The sequence below is a fragment of the Paraburkholderia sprentiae WSM5005 genome (assembly GCF_001865575.2).
In the GTDB taxonomy this organism is placed as follows: domain Bacteria; phylum Pseudomonadota; class Gammaproteobacteria; order Burkholderiales; family Burkholderiaceae; genus Paraburkholderia; species Paraburkholderia sprentiae.
Genome location: NZ_CP017561.2, coordinates 2,558,984 through 2,577,819, shown reverse-complemented (window position 1 = coordinate 2,577,819; position 18,836 = coordinate 2,558,984). Strand labels below are relative to the sequence as shown.

Below are 18,836 nucleotides of genomic sequence, written 5' to 3'. Positions count from 1 at the left end.
CGAAAGCGGGGTTTTTCGTTATTAGCCGTGCCGCAATTCGTTGGCGATCCTATCGACCACTTCATCCCACGCGCCCGGCCTCGGCTGACGCACGAGCGTCGCACCGGGATACCACGGGCTGCGCCGGTCGTCGTCGAACCAGCGCCAGTCGGCCGCGAACGGCAGCATCAGCCATAGCGGTTTGCGCAGCGCGCCCGCGAGGTGCGCGATCGATGTGTCGATCGACACCACCGCGTCGAGCCGCTCGACGATCGCCGCGGTATCCGCGAAGTCGCCGATGCGGTGGTCGAAGCGATGGATCGCGCCCGCGCGGGGATGCGCGTCGAGCGCCGCGCGTTCGTCTTCGGACAGATCGGGCTGCAGCACGATCCAGTCGATGCCATCGAGCGCGAACAGCGGCTCGAGCACGGCGAGCGGCATCGTGCGAGTTTCGTTGCGCTGAATGCGCCCCGACCACGCGAGCCCGATCTTGCGCTTCGCCTGACCGCCGAGCGAGCCGCGCCATTTGCGGCGATAGGCAGGCGGCACGTTCAGATACGGCGTGCGCGCCTCGATCGTGTCGTAGCGTGTGCCGAGCGCGAGCGGCAGACTCAGCAGCGGAATCTGCAGATCGGCGGCGGGGCGCGGCTGGCCCTGAGCGATCAGCGACACGCGCCACGTCTGCGCGGCGGGGGCGAGTAGCGGCACCAACTGCGGCTGTACTTCGAGCACGACGCGCGCGGCGCGTTGCGCGGCAAGCGGTACGAAGCGCACGAACTGCAAGGTGTCGCCGAAACCCTGTTCGGCATGGATCAGCAGCGTGTGCTTGCCGATCGACTCGCCGTGCCAGCGCGGCAGCGTCTGGATGGCGGGTTGCGCGACGGTCTGCAAGCGCCATTCGTATTCGGGCAGCCCGCGCTCGAAGTCGCGCATCGCGAGCCAGGCGAGCGCACGGTTCATATGCGCGGACGCGAGATCAGGACGCAGCCGCAGCGCCTGATCGAGCGCGCGCACCGCGGCCGCGTGCGCGCCGAGCGCCTGATGCGCGGTACCCAGCGCAAGCCAGGCGAGCGCGAATTGCGGATCGAGCCCGACCGCGCGCTCCAGATACGGCAGGGCCTGTTCGGCACGGCCGAGCGCCGCGAGCGCGTTGCCCATGCCATAGATCGCGGGCGGCAGGTTCGGCTGCAGACGCAGCGCCGCTTCAAACGACGCGACCGCCTGCGCATGGCGGCCGATCGCATCGAAGGTATTCGCGAGATTGAAATGCGCAGCGACGAAGCGCGGCTCAGCGGCGAGCGCGGCCTCGAAGCAGGGCACCGCCTCGTTCGGCCGATCCAGCGCGTTCAGCGACATGCCCATGTTGTTCAGCGCGCCCGCGTGACCGGGGCGCAGCTCGAGCGCGCGCCGGAACGACGCGATCGCCTCCGCGTGACGGCCGAGCGCGTGCAGCGCGTTGCCGAGATTGTTGTGCGATGACGCGTCGTCCGGCTGCAGGCGCAGCGAGCGTTCGAACGCATCGGCGGCGTCTTCGTGACGGCCGAGCGACGCGTACGCGTTGCCGAGGTTGTAGTGCGCCATCGGGAAGGCCGGCGCGAGCGTCAGCGCGTTGCGGAACTGCTCGATCGCGGCGTCGATCTGGCCGAGGGCCTTCAGCGCATTGCCAAGGTTCAGTTGCAGCGCCGCGTCTTCAGGGCGCAGGTCGACCGCGCGCCGCACGAGCGACGCGGCCTCCGCGTGCTGGCCCTGCTGGTGGCGCAGCACGCCGAGCAGATGCAGCGCGTCGACGTGGCTGGGGTTGTGCTCGAGCGTGGTGCGGTAGTCGCGTTCGGCGTCGTCGAGGCGGCCGTCACGATGTGCCGCGAACGCGCGGTCAAATACAGGTTGCATGACGGGGAGGGCATTGGGATCAATCAGACTGAGGCCGCATTTTCCCATACTTGCGCGCGGGGCCCGGATTTGCGCGGATCGCGGGCGCATCGTCTGCGACGGGCGTACCGCTTGGGCGGCGGCGTACACTAGAAAACATTGTTGCCTCCGGAGTTCCGCATGGACGCTGCCGCCTACGACGCGTCGCCGGTGCTGATCGTCGGGGCCGGTCCCACCGGACTTGCCGCAGCGATGAGTCTCGCGCGCGCTCACATTCCTGTGCGTCTGATCGACAAGGCGCCGCAGCCGAATCCGTACTCGCGCGCGATCGGCATTCAGGCCCGCACGCTCGAACTGCTCGAACAGCATCGGCTGATCGAGCCGTTTCTCGAGCTCGGCCATCGCGCGCGCGTCGCGAATCTGTTTTCGAACGGCATGCGGCTTGCGCAGCTCGATTTCGATCCGCTGCACACGCGCTATCCGTATCTGCTGTTTCTCGACCAGTCGGTGACCGAGCGGCTCCTGACCGAGCATCTCGCGACGCTCGGCGTGACGGTCGAGCGCGGCGTCGAGCTGATGGCGTTCATGCAAGGCTCCGCGAGCATTCAGACGACGCTGCGCCGCGCCAACGGCCACACGGAAACCATGCGCCCGTCGTATCTGATCGCGGCCGACGGCGCCCATAGCGCGATTCGCCACCGGCTCGGCCTGAACTTCGAGGGCAAGACCTTCGAACAGACCTTCCTGCTCGCCGACCTGCACGCCGAAACCGACTGGCCCGACGACGAGTTCCACATCTTCGCGTCCGGAGACGGTCTCGTTGCACTGTTCCCGATGGGCCACGGCCGCCATCGCCTGATCGCCGATCACGCGGTCGAGCCGTCCGGCCGCGCCGCGCCGCCGACCCCCGCGGTGCTCGGCGAGCCGCCGTTGGACCCGGCGCCGGCGCCGTCGCTCGAACAATGCAAGGCGCTGATCGCGCGACGCGTGCGCGAGCGCGTCGACGTGTCGGATCTCGCGTGGTCGGCGTATTTCCACGTGAACAGCCGGATGGTCGATCGGCTGCGCGTGGGCCGCGTCTTCCTCGCCGGCGATGCCGCGCACGTGCACAGCCCCGCGGGCGCGCAAGGCATGAATACCGGCATCCAGGAAGCGCTAAATCTCGGCTGGAAGCTCGCCCGCGTGATCGGCGGCGCGGCGCCGGATCGCCTGCTCGACACGTACCACGCCGAACGGCATCCGATCGAGCGCGAGGTGCTGCGGCAAACAGGATTCATCACGCAGATGGCCGAGGCCGATCACGGTCCGCTGAAGCTGCTGCGCGAGCGCGTGATGCCGGTGCTGGCCGCGCTCGGTCCGCTGCGCGATGCCGCGCGTGCGACGATCAGCGAGCTGTCGATCCAGTACCGGCGCAGTCCGCTGACGCTCGAACGCGTGCTCGACGGCGGCCCGCGCGCGGGCGAGCGCGCGCCCGATGCGCTGGTGCATGTCGTCGACGGTCCGCTCGGTCGCGCGCCGGGCGTCGGCTGCATTTTCGATCTGCACGATCCGGCGTTCTTCTCGCTGTTTCTGCTGGTGCCGCCGCTGGCCGTCGACGGCACCCCGCTCGACCCGGCCGCGAAACATGCGGCGCCGCCGGACCCCGAGGTGGAAAAGCTCGCCGCCGAGGTCGAGCGGCTGCTGCCAAACGCGGTACGCATCTGGCGCGTCACCGATACGAGCGGTGATGGCGGCCCGGCGCTGTCCGAATCGTATGGGCGCACGCGGCCGTCGTTTTACCTGGTGCGGCCGGACGGCTATATTGGCGCGCGCGGACGCACCGGCTCGGACCTGCACGGTCTCGTACGGCACTGCGAGGCGTGGTTTGCGGTGGGGGGAGAAATACCGGAGCAGGCGACGTTGTGATCAGAGCCGCCTGTTGCCCGTTGCGTGGCCGTGGGCACAGGCACGCGCGCGGCGGAGAGGGCGCCGTCGCGCCCCGGTGATCGAGCGAACGGCCTAAAGCCTAAGCCGCCGACGCCTGCGCCGGCGTCAACTTCTCGCGATACCGGACGATCGCCTCGCGCGTGAAGTCCGATAGCGCGATGCCATACTTGTCCGGCGCTTCGTCGAGCGTCGAGAGCAGCGCGCGCCGCATGCGCGGCTCCCAGGAGCGGCGGATATGCTCGGCGACGCCGGTCAGCGCTTCCTCGTGGTCGGGCATCGACTCGAAGAAGTCGCCGATCCGGTTCGCCATGTCGATCAGATTCCGTTTGTCCATCGCTCGCCTCATTTGCCCGCGGTGACGGCCGCGGCCGCATTGGCCAGCTCGCGCTGCTTCAGCAGTTCGAGCTGTTCGCTATTGAAGCGCGAATACTCCTTCTGCCATTGCGACGGCTGCTCGACCGGCATCACCTGCACCGCGGTCACCTTGTATTCCGGGCAGTTGGTCGCCCAGTCGGAGCTGTCGGTCGTGATCACGTTCGCACCCGATTCGGGGAAGTGGAACGTCGTATAGACGACGCCCGGCTGCATCCGCTCCGTCACCTTGGCGCGCAACACGGTCTGTCCCGCGCGCGATTCGATGCCGACCCAGTCGCCGGTTTTGATGCCGCGCTCCTGCGCATCGTGCGGATGCAGTTCGAGCCGGTCTTCGTCATGCCAGCGCGAGTTCTCGGTGCGGCGCGTCTGCGCGCCGACGTTGTACTGTGACAGGATGCGGCCGGTCGTCAGCAGCAGCGGATACTTGCGCGTGACCTTCTCTGGTGACGCGAAGAACTTCGTGATCACGAACTTGCCCTTGCCGCGCACGAAGGTATCGACGTGCATCGTCGGCGTGCCGTCGGGCGCGTCCTCGTTGCACGGCCACTGGATGCTGCCCATTTCGTCGAGCTTCTGATACGACACGCCGTGGAAGGTCGGTGTGAGCCGCGCGATTTCATCCATGATCTCGGACGGATGCGTGTAGTCCATCTCGTAGCCGAGCGCGCGCGACAGCAGCAGCGTGACTTCCCAGTCCGCGTAACCGCCAAGCGGCGGCATCACCTTGCGCACGCGCGAGATGCGGCGCTCGGCATTGGTGAAGGTGCCGTCCTTTTCGAGGAACGACGAGCCGGGCAGCAGCACGTGCGCATACTTGGCGGTCTCGTTCAGGAAGATGTCCTGCACCACGATGCATTCCATCGACGATAGCGCCGCCGCCACATGATGCGTGTTCGGGTCCGACTGCACGATGTCCTCGCCCTGGCAGTACAGGCCCTTGAAGCTGCCGTGCAGCGCGGCGTCGAACATGTTCGGAATGCGCAGGCCCGGTTCCGGTTGCAGCGTGACAGCCCACTCGTTTTCGAACTGCGCGCGCACGAGCGGATCGCCGATGTGACGATAGCCGGGCAGCTCGTGCGGGAACGAGCCCATGTCGCACGAGCCCTGCACATTGTTCTGGCCGCGCAGCGGATTCACGCCGACGCCTTCGCGCCCGATGTTGCCGGTCGCCATCGCGAGGTTCGCGATACCGATCACCATCGTCGAGCCTTGCGCGTGTTCGGTGACGCCGAGGCCGTAGTAGATCGCGGCGTTGCCGGCGCTCGCGTAGATGCGCGCGGCTTCGCGCACCTGTTGCGCGGGCACGCCGGTCGCCGCTTCGGTCGCTTCGGGCGAGTTCTCCGGCAGCACGACGAAATCGCGCCACTGCTCGAACGCGCGCGTTTCGCAGCGCTCGGCGACGAACGCTTCGTCGAGCAAACCCTCGGTGACGATTACATGCGCGAGCGCGTTGACGAGCGCGACGTTGGTGCCGGGCCGCAATTGCAGGTGATGCGACGCCTTGACGTGCGGCGTATCGACGATATCGATCCGGCGCGGATCGACGACGATCAGCTTCGCCCCCTCGCGCACGCGGCGCTTCAGGCGTGAGGCGAACACCGGGTGGCCGTCGGTCGGATTGGCGCCGATCACCATGATGACGTCGGCCTTGTCGACCGATGCGAACGTCTGGGTGCCCGCCGATTCGCCGATCGTCGTCTTCAGACCGTAGCCGGTCGGCGAATGGCACACGCGCGCGCAGGTGTCGACGTTGTTATTGCCGAACGCGGCGCGCACCAGCTTCTGCACGAGGTAAGTCTCTTCGTTCGTGCAGCGCGACGACGTGATGCCGCCGATCGAATCGCGGCCGTGCTTGGCCTGGATGCGGCGGAATTCCGACGCCGCGTACGAGATCGCTTCGTCCCAGCTGACTTCGCGCCACGGGTCGGTGATCTTCGCGCGGATCATCGGCTTCGTGATGCGGTCCTTATGGGTCGCGTAGCCCCACGCGAAGCGGCCCTTGACGCACGCATGGCCTTCGTTGGCCTGGCCGTTCTTGTGCGGCACCATCCGCACGACCTGGTTGCCCTTCATCTCGGCCTTGAACGAGCAGCCGACGCCGCAATACGCGCAAGTGGTGACGACCGAGTGCTCGGGCTGGCCGAGCATCACGACGGTCTTTTCCTGCAACGTCGCGGTCGGGCACGCGGCCACGCACGCGCCGCACGACACGCACTCCGATTCCATGAACGGCTGGTTCTCGCTCGCCGCGACGCGCGATTCGAAGCCGCGTCCGGTGATCGTCAGCGCGAACGTGCCCTGGGTTTCCTCGCACGCGCGCACGCAGCGATTGCAGACGATGCACTTCGCCGGGTCGTAGGTGAAGTACGGATTCGATTCGTCCTTTTGGTCCTTCAGATGATTCGCGCCGTCGAAGCCGTAGCGCACTTCGCGCAGGCCGGTCACGCCCGCCATGTCCTGCAGTTCGCAGTCGCCGTTGGCGGGGCAGGTCAGGCAATCGAGCGGATGGTCGGAAATGTACAGCTCCATCACGTTGCGACGCAGCGACTGCAGACGGTCGGTCTGCGTGCGCACCTTCATGCCGGCTTCGACCGGCGTCGTGCACGAGGCCGGGTAGCCGCGCCGTCCTTCGATTTCGACGAGACACAGGCGGCACGAGCCGAACGGTTCGAGCGAATCGGTCGCGCACAGCTTCGGCACGTTGACGCCAGCTTCGGCCGCCGCGCGCATCACCGACGTGCCGGCCGGTACGGTCACCGCCTGACCGTCGATTTCGAGCGTCACGTCGACGTCCGAGTGGCGGGCGGGGGTACCGTAGTCGGTTTCGTCGGAGAAGGGCTTGGCGGCGCGTGCCACGGCCTGCGACTTGCATGCGCAGTTGCCTGAGCCGCAGCCGCCCCCCAGGGGGACTTCCTTCGGGGCGCCGGCATGGGAGTTGAACTGGTCGGACATGGTGAACTCCTGGAGTCAGGCCGCGGTCGCTTTGATGGCGTGGTCGGCAGTGGGATCGGCGGCGAGACCGAAGTCTTCAGGGAAATGATCGAGCGCGGACAACACCGGATACGGCGTCATGCCGCCCATCGCGCACAGCGAGCCGGACACCATCGTGTCGCACAGATCGCGCAGCAATTGCACCTGACGCGTCGACGTGTCGCCGTTACGAATCCGCGCGATCACTTCGACGCCGCGCGTCGAGCCGATCCGGCACGGCGTGCATTTGCCGCACGATTCGAGCGCGCAGAAGTGCATCGCGTATTGCGCCAGCTCGGCAAGGTTCGACGTGTCGTCATGCACGACCAGACCGCCGTGGCCGATCACCGCGCCGACCGCCGCATAGGCTTCGTAGTCCATTGGAATGTCCCACTGGCTTGGCGGCAGATAGGTGCCGAGCGGGCCGCCCACCTGCACCGCGCGCGCCGGCCGGCCGCTCGCGGTGCCGCCGCCGAAGTCGTCGAGCAGTTCGCGCAGCGTCACGCCGAACGCGAGTTCGACGAGGCCGCCCCGCTTGATGTTGCCGGCCAGCTGGAACGGCAGCGTGCCGCGCGAGCGGCCGATGCCGAAGTCCTTATAGAACGCCGCGCCACGCGCGAAGATGATCGGCACCGTGGCGAACGTGATCACGTTGTTGATCACGGTGGGCTGGCCGTACAGACCCGCGAGCGCGGGCACGGGCGGTTTCGCGCGGACGATGCCGCGCTTGCCTTCGAGCGATTCGAGCAGCGCGGTTTCCTCGCCGCACACATACGAGCCCGCGCCTTTCGCGACGAACAGCTCGAAGCGCTGCCCGCTCGAGAGCACGCTGTCGCCGAGCCAGCCAGCTTGACGCGCACGGGCGATGGCCGCTTCGAGCGTCGCGATCGAGTGCGGGTATTCGCTGCGCACATAGATGTAGCCGACGCTCGCGCCGGTCACGACGCCCGCGATGATCATGCCTTCGATCAGCACGTATGGATCGCTTTCCATCACGAGACGATCGGAGAAGGTGCCCGAGTCGCCCTCGTCGGCATTGCAGACGATGTACTTCTGCGCAGCCTTCGCGCCGCGCACCGTGCGCCACTTGATGCCGGCCGGGAATGCCGCGCCGCCGCGGCCGCGCAGACCCGATTCGATCAAGGCTTCGCAAACGCTGTCGCCGTCGGTTTGCAGCACGTTGCGTAAGCCTTCGAGGCCGCCGTGCGTGAGGTAGTCGTCGATCGAGAGCGGGTCGGTGATGCCGATGCGCGCGAAGGTCAGGCGCTGCTGCTTCTTCAGATACGGGATCTCGTCGACCACGCCGACGCGCCGCGCATGCTCGCCGCCGTCGATGAAGCCCGCGTCGAACAACGCGGCGACGTCTTCGACCTCGACATTCGCATAGCCGATGCGGCCTTCAGGCGTCGCGACTTCGACGAGCGGTTCGAGCCACAGCAACCCGCGCGAACCGTTGCGGATCAGTTCGATTTCAACGCCGCGGCGCGCGGCTTCGCTGGCGATGGCTTCAGCCAGGGCATCGGCGCCGAGCGCGAGCGCCGATGAATCTCGCGGAACATAGAGGCGCGTCATGCCGGCACCTCCACGCGTTTGCGGGCCGCGGCGAGCAGCGCATCGAATTTTTGCGGCGACACGCGCGCGTGCAGCGTGCCGTTGAGCATCAGCGCCGGCGACAGCGCGCATTGGCCGAGGCAGTACACCGATTCGAGCTCTACTGTTGCGCCGTCGTGATGACCGGCGTCGAAGCGGCAGCCGGTGTGCGCCTCGATGTGCTGTGCGAGCGCCTCGGTGCCCATGCTGCGGCACGCCTCGGCGCGGCAAAGCTGGACCGTGACGGGCGCGGCCGGCGTGGTGCGAAAGTGATGGTAATAGCTGATGACGCCGTGCACTTCCGCACGCGACAGGTTCAGCGCGCGGGCGAGCGGTTCGACCGCCGCAGCCGGCACATAGCCAAGTTCGTCCTGGATCGCGTGCAGGATCGTGATGAGCGAACGGCCCGGCTGCGCGTGACGCTGCACGAGCTGATCCGGCGCCGTGGCGAGAGAATCGTCCAAAGTGGGGGCTCCTCCAAAGCGATATATGCACTTGTTATTCATAATACGTGCACGTATGCTTCGCTTATTCGATATGGTATAGCCGAAAGATAGGCGGCCCAACCGGCGCGTGCAATAGGAAAGAGTCAAGCATATATGGTCAGGATCGAATGCCAGGTTGAACTGGTGGTGAAGGGCGCGGATGGCCGCGAGGCCAGCCTGTCGGACGTGGTGCCGCTGCTTGCGCTCGTCAACGAATCGGGCAGCATTGCGCAAGCCGCGACGCTTAAGGGTTTGTCCTACCGGCACGCATGGGGGTTGCTGCGCAGCATCGAGGGGCGGCTTGGCGGTCCGTTGATCGCGAAAGAGCGCGGGCGCGGCTCGGTGCTCTCCGAGCTCGGTCACGCGGTGCTGCGCGGGCAGCGGCTCTGCGGCGAGCGGCTCGACGGCAATCTGCAGGCGCTCGCGAGCGAAGTGGCGAGCGATCTGAATCGCTGGCTCGCGCCCCCCGCAGATGACGTGCGGATCCACGCGTCGCACGGCTATGCGGTGGCCGCGCTCGTGACTGCGCTGGTCGCCAAAGATCTGCCGGTCGAGATCAAATACCGCGACAGTGCCGACGCGGTCAGCGCGCTCGCGCGCGGCGAGTGCGATCTGGCGGGTTTTCATTTGCCGCTCGGCGAGTTTCGTGCGGTGTGCGCCGACACCTACCGGCGCTGGCTCGACCCGCAGCGCCACGTGCTCGTGCATCTGACCCGCCGCAAGCAGGGTCTTTTCATCGGCAAGGGCAATCCGAAGCGGATCGGCGGGCTCGGCGACCTTGCCCGCGACGACATCCGCTTCGTCAACCGCCAGCCGGGCTCGGGTACGCGGATGCTGCTAGATCTCGCGCTGCGCCGGCTCGGCGTGGACCCGGACCGCGTCAACGGCTATGCGTCGGCCGAGTTGACGCACTCGGCGATCGCCGCGTTCGTCGCGAGCGGCATGGCGGACATAGGCTTCGGCGTGGAGCCGGCCGCGCATCACTTCGGGCTCGACTTCATTCCGATCGTCGACGAGGACTACTACTTCGCGTGCGACCGCGCACACCTCGCTCGCGCGCCGCTCGCCACAGTGATCGATCTGCTGCGCGGCAGCGCGTTTCACCATCGGGTCGAGCAGCTCGACGGCTATGATCCGCGCGACTGCGGCAGGCTCGTCGATCTGGACGAGGGGCTCGGCGGTGCGCTCGCGTAACGGCGGCGTAAGCGCACGTAATCAGAAAAGCGATCGCGGATGGCGCGCGCCGCTGCGAAGTGCGCCGGTTTCGGCTACCCTCTTGGCTTCGCATCCGCTCTAGCCGCGCGCCAAGACGCGCCGAACCGACATGAAAGCTCTGCTCCACGCATGTACCGTCGCTGCCGCGGCTGGTGTGCTTTGTGCCACCGTTTCTGTGGCCTTCGCGCAAAACTCCCCGGGCGTGCCAGGCGGCATCCTGAACGATGAATTCCGCCTCAACGAGCATCCGCAGATGCCGTTCGCCGCGTCCGCGCCGTCGGACAAGTATCAGCACGGCCAACGCTCGCATGCGCGCAAGCGCGGTGACCTGGGCGATCCGAATGGCTGCAATCTGCAGTGCCCGAAAGACGAATGAACGTTCGCCCGGGCTTTGCTCGATCGATGCTGACAATAAAAAACCCCGGCAGCGTTACGCTACCGGGGTTTTTTCAGGCCGTTCATCACGAACGCCCGAGTGTTTGGTGGAGGCGGCGGGAATCGAACCCGCGTCCAGAAGTCCTCTACGACCAGTTCTACATGTTTAGTTCTGTCTTTTGGTTTAACCGCAGCGACGCGGACGAACACGCTGCGCTACGGCGATTCACCAAATTTTCGACCCGGACGTCGTGACGCCGCCAAGGCTTAACTGACGTATATGACCTCTGTCGGTATTGCTACCGGTCTTGCGACACTAGCCCGTCAGTGAACTAGGCAGAGGACGGCGGCCCTTAGGCTGCCAGTGCGAACGTATCGTCGTTTGCAGTTACGTTTTTCCCATTGATTAACGAGGTGACGGGTCCTCGACATGCCCTAGCCGCTTCGCAACCCCTGTCGAAACCAGGTCGCCCCCGCGGTTCGTTGCTCATATCTATGAGCCAAAGGGGATTTTACAATAGATCGAGGGCCGCGTCGCGCCTCTTGGGTCGGCGCTAATGATGCAGCCAGGTAGCAAGTGTGTCGGACGCGCCGTTCAGTCGATCTGTCAGCCGATATCGCGCAGCAGCGTCTGCAACTCGGCCGTCGTTGCCACGACGTGCTGCGCGTGCCACCGTGTCGGCGGAATGTCGTTGCCGCAATAGCCGTACGCCGCGGCTACGGTCTTCATCCCGGCGGCAAAACCGGCCTGCACGTCGCGCAGATCGTCGCCGATATAGACGACGCGCTCGGGCGCGACGTCCAGCTCGCGGGCCGCGTGCAGCAGCGGCGCGGGGTGCGGTTTCGAATGCGGGGTCGTGTCGCCACTCACCACGCAGCCGGCGCGCTCCTCGAGCCCGAGTTGCGCCACAAGCGGCTCGGTGAGCCGCGCGACCTTGTTCGTGACGATGCCCCAGCGCACACCGCGCGCATCGAGTTCGTCGAGCACTTCCGCGATTCCCGGAAAGAGCGTCGTCTCGATGCACAGATCCGCTTCGTAGTTCGCCAGAAACTCCTCGCGCATCGATGCAAATTCGTGATGGTCCGGGCCGATGCCGAACGCGCCGCAGATAAGTCCGCGCGCTCCGGCCGAAGCCAGCGGGCGCAGATTTTCGAGCGGCACCATCTCGAGTCCTCGGTCGTGGCGCATCTTGTTGACGGCGGCGGCGAGGTCGGGCGCCGTGTCGGCAAGCGTGCCGTCGAGGTCAAAAAGCACGGCGAGGCAAAAGCCGAGCGTGTCGTCGTTGTCTTCGCGTTGCGGCAGGGAAGTCGGGTCGCTCATTGGTTCGTTTTGGATGCGGCGGGGCGGTTCTGGCAGGTCAGGCGTCGCGGCGGCAGGCGAGCATATAGTTGACGCTCGTGTCGGACGACAGCGCGAAATGCTTGCTGACCGGGTTGTATACGATGCCCTTGATGTCGGCCGTGCGCAGCTCCGCGGCGCGCGCGAAGCCGGCGAGTTCCGACGGGCGGATGAAGCGCGCGTAGTCGTGCGTGCCCTTCGGCAACATTCGCGCGATGTATTCGGCGCCGATCACCGCGAACAGATACGACTTCACGTTGCGATTCAGCGTGGAGAAAAACACCCAGCCACCCGGCTTGACAAGACTCTTGCAGGCCTCGACGATCGCGGCCGGCCGCGGCACGTGCTCGAGCATCTCCATGCAGGTGACCGCGTCATACGTGCCCGGTTCGCGCGCGGCCAGCGCCTCGGCGGCGATTTCTTCGTAATCGACGGTTACGCCACTTTCAAGACTGTGAAGATCGGCGACACCGAGTGCCTGCGTCGACAGGTCGATGCCCTTCACTTGAGCGCCCAGACCCGCCATCGATTCCGACAGGATGCCGCCGCCGCAGCCGATATCGAGCACCTTTTTGCCGGCAAGATGCGCGTGCGCATCGATCCAGCGCAGGCGAATCGGATTCAGTTCGTGCAGCGGTTTGAATTCGGCGTTCGGGTCCCACCAACGATGCGCGAGGTCGCTGAATTTCTGTAGTTCGTGGGGATCGGCGTTGGTCATGGCGAAGGCTGCCTCGATGAAAGCGGTGAGCGGACGCTCGAGGATAAACCCTGAGTATATAGGGCGAGAGAAAGGGCGGCAAAAGCACGGCGGCTAGCGGGTGCTGATGCGCGCCCACGCATAAAAAAAGCCCCGCCGAAGCGGGGCTTTCGATACTGCGGTAATTTTCCAGCTTACTGCTTCGGCGTGCCGACAACTTCGACTTCCACGCGACGGTCCGGTGCGAGGCAGGCGATGAGTTGCTTGCGGTTCTTCTGGTTGCAACCGGTGGTAACCGGGTTGCGACGGCCCTTGCCTTCCGTGTAGATACGGTTGGCTTCGACGCCCTTGCTGACCAGGAAGGCCTTCACAGCTTGAGCGCGGCGCAGCGACAGACGGTCGTTGTAGGCGTCCGAACCGATGCGGTCGGTGTGACCCGTAGCGACGACGACTTCGAGGTTGATGCCCTGGATCTTCGATGCCAGTTCGCTCAGACGTTCCTTGCCAGCCGGCTTCAGGATTGCCTTGTCGAAATCGAACAGCGCATCGGCTTGATACGTAATCTTTTGGCTGGTGATGGCCGGAGCGGGAGCGACCGGTGCCGGCGGGGTCGGAGCTTGAGCAACGAGGGCGCCGTCGCACTTGGCGTTAGCCGTTGCGGGCGTCCAGAATGCATCGCGCCAGCAAAGCTCGTTCGTGCCGTTCATCCACACGTATTCGCCAGTACCATTCACCCAGTTATCGTTGGTAGCCTGTCGCGACGCCGGCACCGACTGGGCCATGGCGGATGCAGCCATAACTGCGGTAGCTGCAATGAACGCGAGCTTTGAAAGTTTATTCATATTTCTCCTCTCGAAATTGAGATTACCGCAGGTTTACTGCGAGCCTGTTGACGAAGACCAGTCATACATTGCTCGAAGTATAACATTGGTGCGGAACAAAAACCGTCTGTGTAGACTTCGAGCAGTGTCTGACTCTTTGTGCGTTGGCATTTTGCCATATCGTTCCCTTCCGACGAAAAAAAAATCCGCCCCCGATCAAATCCCCCTCCAATTGTGGTGCATGCGCAACAAATGTTTTCTCCGTGAATGGTCCGCCAGCTGTGGCTGAGCGGCGAATCGGCCCGACGCACGAATCGCGCCTGACGGCACCCAACTCCGGCTGTCGGCGAGGTGTTGGCGGGGTCCGCCTCTAATATGTATACGTACCGTCGCTGGGCGTGAATGCGCGCCATGTTAGAATCGCGTGATGCGTTGCGCCTGCAATGCTTACGCGAAGATGCGGCGAACCCGCGCCTTCGCACGTAAAAGATACGGATAATGGATCAATTCGCCAAAGAGACTCTGCCAATCTCCCTTGAGGAGGAAATGCGCCGTTCGTATCTCGATTACGCGATGAGCGTGATCGTAGGGCGAGCGCTTCCCGATGTGCGCGATGGCCTGAAGCCGGTGCACCGGCGCGTGCTATACGCGATGCACGAGCTGAACAACGACTGGAACCGCGCCTACAAGAAGTCGGCGCGTATCGTCGGCGACGTTATCGGTAAATACCATCCGCACGGCGACACCGCTGTCTACGACACGATCGTCCGGATGGCGCAGGACTTCTCGCTGCGCTACATGCTCGTCGACGGTCAGGGGAACTTCGGTTCGGTCGACGGCGACAATGCCGCGGCGATGCGTTACACCGAAATCCGCATGGCGAAGATCGGCCACGAGTTGCTGGCCGACATCGACAAAGAGACGGTCGACTTCGTGCCGAACTACGACGGCAGCGAAAACGAACCGGCCATCCTGCCCGCGCGCATCCCTAATCTGCTGATCAATGGCTCGTCCGGCATCGCGGTCGGCATGGCGACCAACATCCCGCCGCACAACCTCAACGAAGTCGTCGACGCGTGTCAGCATGTGCTGCAAAACCCACAAGCGACGATCGACGAACTGATCGAGATCATCCCCGCGCCCGACTTCCCGACCGCGGGCATCATCTACGGCGTGGCCGGCGTGCGCGATGGCTATCGCACCGGTCGCGGCCGCGTCGTGATGCGCGCGCTCACGCATTTCGAGGAAATCGATCGCGGCCAGCGCATGGCGATCATCGTCGACGAGTTGCCGTACCAGGTGAACAAGCGCTCGCTGCTCGAGCGCATCGCCGAGCTTGTCAACGAGAAGAAGCTCGAAGGCATTTCCGACATCCGCGACGAGTCCGACAAGAGCGGCATGCGTGTCGTGATCGAGCTCAAGCGCGGCGAAGTGCCCGAAGTCGTGCTGAACAATCTGTACAAGGCGACCCAGCTTCAGGACACCTTCGGCATGAACATGGTCGCGCTTGTCGACGGCCAGCCGAAGCTGCTGAATCTGAAGGAAATGCTGACCTGCTTCCTGTCGCATCGCCGGGAAGTGCTGACGCGGCGCACGGTCTACGAACTGCGCAAGGCCCGCGAACGTGGCCATGTGCTCGAAGGTCTCGCGGTTGCGCTCGCGAATATCGACGAATTCATCGCGTTGATCAAGGCCGCGCCGACGCCGCCTATCGCCAAGCAGGAACTGATGTCGCGCGCGTGGGACTCGTCACTTGTGCGCGAAATGCTGTCGCGAGCCGAGACCGAAAACGTGACGGCCGGCGGCCGCGAAGCTTACCGTCCGGAAGGCCTGAATCCGTCGTTCGGCATGCAAGCCGACGGCCTCTATCGTCTGTCCGATACCCAGGCGCAGGAAATCCTGCAGATGCGTCTGCAGCGCCTCACTGGTCTGGAGCAGGACAAGATCATCGGCGAATACCGCGACGTGATGGCGCAGATCGCCGACCTGCTGGACATTCTGGCTCGCCCGGAACGCATTTCGGCCATCATCGTCGACGAACTGACGTCGATCAAGGCCGAATTCGGCGATGCGCGGCGCTCGAAGATCGAGCTGAACGCAACCGAGCTGAACACCGAAGACCTGATCACGCCGCAGGAAATGGTCGTGACGATGTCGCACGCGGGCTACGTAAAATCGCAGCCGCTGTCCGAATATCGAGCCCAGAAACGCGGTGGTCGCGGCAAGCAGGCCACTTCCATGAAGGAAGACGACTGGATCGACACGCTGTTCATCGCCAATACGCATGACCACATCTTGTGCTTCTCGAACCGCGGCCGCGTGTACTGGGTCAAGGTCTACGAAGTGCCGCAGGGCTCGCGCAATTCGCGCGGCCGTCCGATCGTCAATATGTTCCCGCTGCAGGAAGGCGAAAAGATCACGGTCGTGCTGCCGGTCAAGGAATTCTCTGCCGACAAGTTCGTGTTCATGGCGACCGCGTTAGGAACGGTAAAAAAGACGCCGCTGGAAGCATTCAGCCGGCCGCTGCGCAAGGGTATTATTGCGGTCGGTCTCGATGAGGGCGATTACCTGATCGGCGCCGCGATCACCGATGGCCAGCATGACGTGATGTTGTTTTCGGATTCGGGCAAGGCAGTGCGCTTCGACGAAAACGACGTGCGTCCGATGGGCCGCGAAGCGCGCGGCGTGCGCGGCATGCAGCTCGAGGACGGACAGAACGTCATCGCGTTGCTGGTGGCCGGCGACGAACAGCAGTCGGTGCTCACCGCGACCGAGAACGGTTTCGGCAAGCGCACGCCGATCATCGAGTACACGCGACACGGCCGCGGCACGAAAGGCATGATCGCTATCCAGACCTCGGAGCGTAACGGCAAGGTGGTTGCCGCGACGCTCGTGGACCAGGAAGCCCAGATCATGCTGATCACCACGACGGGCGTGCTGATTCGCACGCGCGTGTCGGAAATTCGCGAAATGGGCCGCGCAACGCAAGGTGTTACACTCATCAGCCTTGACGAAGGGACCAAGCTGTCGGGTCTGCAACAGGTAGCTGAGGCCGAGGTCGAGGTCGAGTCGGAAAGCGACTCGGACGGCTCCGCTGAAGGCGATATCGGCGGTGAGAGCGGCGGCGCGGCTTGATCCGTGCCAGCTGCTTTCAGTCTCAGTTAATACGTTGAAGCTACGTTGCGGGTCACCGCGTATCTGGCCGGTACGCTTTCCCATGCGGCGTGCAGTCCAAGTTAATTTCTCTTAGGGAGTAGTGATGCAAAAACGATTCAAACAACTGATGTTGCTGGCTGCCATTGTGCCGACCTTCGCCATGGCTCAAGCGTTGCAGAACCAGGCGCCCGCGGCTCCTGCTGCCGCAGCAGCACCGGTTGATCCGGCCAAGCAGGCTGCCATCAAGGACTTGCTCGACGCCATCGACGCGCAGAAGCTCGTTGGCGCAATCGGCAACAGCGCGCAGATGCAGGCCAAGCAGCTCGTGCCGGCAATCCTGTCGGACGCGCTGACCGAGAATAAGACGATGACGGACAAGCAGAAGCAGGCCGCCGTGCCGTCGCTGCAGAAGAACGCGGTGCCGAAGCTGGTGGACAGCGCGGGCCAGGTGTTCGCAACTGACAGTTTCCGTCAGGACGCAATGCAAGCTCAGTACGACGCGTACGCGAAGTACTACAGCACGTCGGAAATCAAGGATCTGACCACGTTCTACAAGAGCCCGACCGGCCGCAAGTTCATCCAGGTGCAAGACCAGGTTGGCCGCGATGTCGTGAACGGCCTGATGCAGAAGTACATGCCGGAATCGATCAAGGCAACGCGTGACCAGGCCGATAAGGAAGTCGCGTCGGTCAAGCCGGCTGCCAAGTAAATCCGCTCGCAGGCTGTGCTGATCAGCCAGCCTGTGACTGCACCGCCGGGCCAACCGGCGTGGCGGCTTGGCGGCGACAATGCGATAATGGCTGTTTGCGCACTGGCGTAGACGGCCATTTTCTTTTTCGGCGAGCCATTTCGCAGATCTCTTCGCCGATTCCCGCGCGACTCTGCTTTTCGCGCCCGCTTCCAGGACCTCACATGCGCGTCTTTAATTTTGCCGCCGGCCCGGCGGCCATGCCCGAAGAAGTGCTGCGCCAGGCAGCCGACGAGATGCTGAATTGGCAGGGCAGTGGTATGAGCGTGATGGAAATGAGCCATCGCGGCAAGGAGTTCATGTCGATCCACGAGGAAGCGCTGACCGACCTGCGCGAACTGCTGCAGGTGCCGGCAAGCCACCGGATTCTGTTCCTGCAGGGGGGCGGACTCGGCGAAAACGCGATCGTGCCCATGAACCTGCTCGGCTCGAAACCGCGCGCGGATTTCGTCGTGACGGGCTCGTGGTCGCAGAAGTCGTTCAAGGAAGCGCAGAAATACGGCAGCGTGCACCTGGCTGCGAGCGGCCAGACGGCCGAGGGCTTCACCCGCGCGCCGGCGCGCTCGGAATGGCAGCTCTCGGACGATCCGGCCTACGTGCACCTGTGCACGAACGAGACCATTCACGGCGTCGAAACGTTCGAGATTCCCGACCTCGGCGATATTCCGCTCGTCGCGGACGCGTCGTCGCATATCCTGTCGCGCCCAATGGACATCGCCAAGTACGGTGTGCTGTTCGGGGGGGCGCAGAAAAACATCGGCATGGCCGGCGTGACGGTCGTGATCGTGCGCGAGGACATGCTCGATCGCGCGATGCCGATCTGCCCGTCGGCGTTTGAATGGAAGACCGTCGCGGAAAACAATTCGATGTACAACACGCCGCCCACCTATGCAATCTATATCGCCGGGCTCGTGTTCAAGTGGTTGAAGAAGCTGGGCGGCCTCACGGCGATGGAGGCGCGCAACCTCGAAAAAGCGAAGCTGTTGTACGACACGATCGACTCGAGCAGCTTCTATCTGAACAAGGTCGAGCGTGGCTCCCGCTCACGGATGAACGTACCGTTCTTCCTCGCCGATGAGTCGCGCAACGAAGATTTCCTGTCCGGCGCGAAAGCGCGGGGATTGGTGCAGCTAAAGGGCCACAAGTCCGTCGGCGGCATGCGGGCGTCGATTTATAACGCCGTCCCGCTCGAAGGCGTCAAAGCGCTTGTCGAATACATGAAGGAATTCGAACAGCGCAGCGCCTGAGTCACACTGACCGGCAGGTGTGCGCATCTTTTCCAGCAGTTACC

General features: G+C 64.6%; 14 protein-coding genes and 1 other RNA gene. 6 read left to right on the top strand and 9 right to left on the bottom strand.

Annotated elements, in window-relative coordinates; genetic code table 11:
• Window positions 1-21: 21 nt before the first annotated feature.
• On the bottom strand, window positions 22-1,869 hold the full coding sequence (locus BJG93_RS11765) for a tetratricopeptide repeat protein (protein WP_027198453.1): 1,848 nt from the start codon (window positions 1,867-1,869) through the stop codon (window positions 22-24).
• Window positions 1,870-2,028: 159 nt separating this feature from the next.
• Between BJG93_RS11765 and BJG93_RS11760 the strand changes: the two genes are divergently transcribed.
• The gene (locus tag BJG93_RS11760; protein ID WP_027198452.1) at window positions 2,029-3,753 is read left to right on the top strand and encodes an FAD-dependent monooxygenase; all 1,725 of its coding nucleotides are present in this window, start codon (window positions 2,029-2,031) and stop codon (window positions 3,751-3,753) included.
• 100 nt (window positions 3,754-3,853) lie between these two features.
• Here the strand turns inward: BJG93_RS11760 and BJG93_RS11755 are convergent, their stop codons facing one another.
• From BJG93_RS11755 to BJG93_RS11740, 4 genes are read right to left on the bottom strand one after another with little or no spacing between them, the layout of a single operon-like run.
• On the bottom strand, window positions 3,854-4,108 hold the full coding sequence (locus tag BJG93_RS11755; RefSeq protein ID WP_027198451.1) for a formate dehydrogenase subunit delta: 255 nt from the start codon (window positions 4,106-4,108) through the stop codon (window positions 3,854-3,856).
• Window positions 4,109-4,116: 8 nt separating this feature from the next.
• Window positions 4,117-7,101, bottom strand: coding sequence for a formate dehydrogenase subunit alpha (gene fdhF / locus BJG93_RS11750; protein ID WP_051374422.1), 2,985 nt, complete (start codon window positions 7,099-7,101; stop codon window positions 4,117-4,119).
• Window positions 7,102-7,116: 15 nt separating this feature from the next.
• Window positions 7,117-8,691, bottom strand: a complete 1,575-nt coding sequence (locus BJG93_RS11745; RefSeq protein WP_027198449.1) for a formate dehydrogenase beta subunit — start codon at window positions 8,689-8,691, stop codon at window positions 7,117-7,119.
• Entirely contained in the window at window positions 8,688-9,173 is a 486-nt protein-coding gene (locus BJG93_RS11740) for an NAD(P)H-dependent oxidoreductase subunit E (RefSeq protein ID WP_027198448.1), read from the bottom strand. The genes BJG93_RS11745 and BJG93_RS11740 overlap by 4 nt, the downstream gene beginning before the upstream one ends.
• 135 nt (window positions 9,174-9,308) lie before the next feature.
• On the opposite strand from BJG93_RS11740, the gene BJG93_RS11735 reads away from it, so the two are divergent.
• Window positions 9,309-10,388 (top strand): substrate-binding domain-containing protein, encoded by a 1,080-nt coding sequence (locus BJG93_RS11735; protein ID WP_027198447.1) that lies wholly within the window; start codon window positions 9,309-9,311, stop codon window positions 10,386-10,388.
• A gap of 130 nt (window positions 10,389-10,518) precedes the next feature.
• Window positions 10,519-10,785 carry a hypothetical protein gene (locus BJG93_RS11730; RefSeq protein ID WP_027198446.1) on the top strand — a complete coding sequence of 89 codons (267 nt, stop codon included), beginning with the start codon at window positions 10,519-10,521 and terminating at the stop codon, window positions 10,783-10,785.
• A 104-nt stretch (window positions 10,786-10,889) separates the two neighbouring features.
• Here BJG93_RS11730 and ssrA read toward each other — a convergent pair.
• From ssrA to ompA, 4 genes are all read right to left on the bottom strand, one after another.
• Window positions 10,890-11,259, bottom strand: a transfer-messenger RNA (tmRNA) gene (gene ssrA / locus BJG93_RS11725).
• 132 nt (window positions 11,260-11,391) lie between these two features.
• A complete protein-coding gene (gph, locus tag BJG93_RS11720; RefSeq protein WP_027198445.1) occupies window positions 11,392-12,105 on the bottom strand; it encodes a phosphoglycolate phosphatase in 714 nt (237 codons plus the stop codon).
• A 37-nt stretch (window positions 12,106-12,142) separates the two neighbouring features.
• Window positions 12,143-12,841, bottom strand: coding sequence for a bifunctional 2-polyprenyl-6-hydroxyphenol methylase/3-demethylubiquinol 3-O-methyltransferase UbiG (gene ubiG / locus BJG93_RS11715; RefSeq protein ID WP_027198444.1), 699 nt, complete (start codon window positions 12,839-12,841; stop codon window positions 12,143-12,145).
• 173 nt (window positions 12,842-13,014) lie between these two features.
• Window positions 13,015-13,662: an outer membrane protein OmpA gene (ompA, locus tag BJG93_RS11710; RefSeq protein ID WP_027198443.1), complete on the bottom strand. Its 648-nt coding sequence runs from the start codon at window positions 13,660-13,662 to the stop codon at window positions 13,015-13,017.
• Between the two features lie 477 nt (window positions 13,663-14,139).
• Here ompA and gyrA point away from each other — a divergent pair, with 477 nt between their 5' ends.
• From gyrA to serC, 3 genes are all read left to right on the top strand, one after another.
• Entirely contained in the window at window positions 14,140-16,776 is a 2,637-nt protein-coding gene (gene gyrA, locus BJG93_RS11705; protein ID WP_082194651.1) for a DNA gyrase subunit A, read from the top strand.
• Window positions 16,777-16,900: 124 nt separating this feature from the next.
• Entirely contained in the window at window positions 16,901-17,506 is a 606-nt protein-coding gene (locus tag BJG93_RS11700) for a DUF2059 domain-containing protein (protein WP_027198441.1), read from the top strand.
• 203 nt (window positions 17,507-17,709) lie between these two features.
• A complete protein-coding gene (gene serC, locus BJG93_RS11695) occupies window positions 17,710-18,792 on the top strand; it encodes a 3-phosphoserine/phosphohydroxythreonine transaminase (protein WP_027198440.1) in 1,083 nt (360 codons plus the stop codon).
• The last annotated feature ends 44 nt before the right edge of the window (window positions 18,793-18,836 follow it).

Coding starts and splice junctions, on each gene's coding strand:
- BJG93_RS11765 (WP_027198453.1), bottom strand. CDS start 1,869: ATGCAACCTGTATTTGACCGCGCGTTCGCGGCACATCGTGACGGCCGC.
- BJG93_RS11760 (WP_027198452.1), top strand. CDS start 2,029: ATGGACGCTGCCGCCTACGACGCGTCGCCGGTGCTGATCGTCGGGGCC.
- BJG93_RS11755 (WP_027198451.1), bottom strand. CDS start 4,108: ATGGACAAACGGAATCTGATCGACATGGCGAACCGGATCGGCGACTTC.
- fdhF (WP_051374422.1), bottom strand. CDS start 7,101: ATGTCCGACCAGTTCAACTCCCATGCCGGCGCCCCGAAGGAAGTCCCC.
- BJG93_RS11745 (WP_027198449.1), bottom strand. CDS start 8,691: ATGACGCGCCTCTATGTTCCGCGAGATTCATCGGCGCTCGCGCTCGGC.
- BJG93_RS11735 (WP_027198447.1), top strand. CDS start 9,309: ATGGTCAGGATCGAATGCCAGGTTGAACTGGTGGTGAAGGGCGCGGAT.
- BJG93_RS11730 (WP_027198446.1), top strand. CDS start 10,519: ATGAAAGCTCTGCTCCACGCATGTACCGTCGCTGCCGCGGCTGGTGTG.
- gph (WP_027198445.1), bottom strand. CDS start 12,105: ATGAGCGACCCGACTTCCCTGCCGCAACGCGAAGACAACGACGACACG.
- ubiG (WP_027198444.1), bottom strand. CDS start 12,841: ATGACCAACGCCGATCCCCACGAACTACAGAAATTCAGCGACCTCGCG.
- ompA (WP_027198443.1), bottom strand. CDS start 13,662: ATGAATAAACTTTCAAAGCTCGCGTTCATTGCAGCTACCGCAGTTATG.
- gyrA (WP_082194651.1), top strand. CDS start 14,140: ATGGATCAATTCGCCAAAGAGACTCTGCCAATCTCCCTTGAGGAGGAA.
- BJG93_RS11700 (WP_027198441.1), top strand. CDS start 16,901: ATGCAAAAACGATTCAAACAACTGATGTTGCTGGCTGCCATTGTGCCG.
- serC (WP_027198440.1), top strand. CDS start 17,710: ATGCGCGTCTTTAATTTTGCCGCCGGCCCGGCGGCCATGCCCGAAGAA.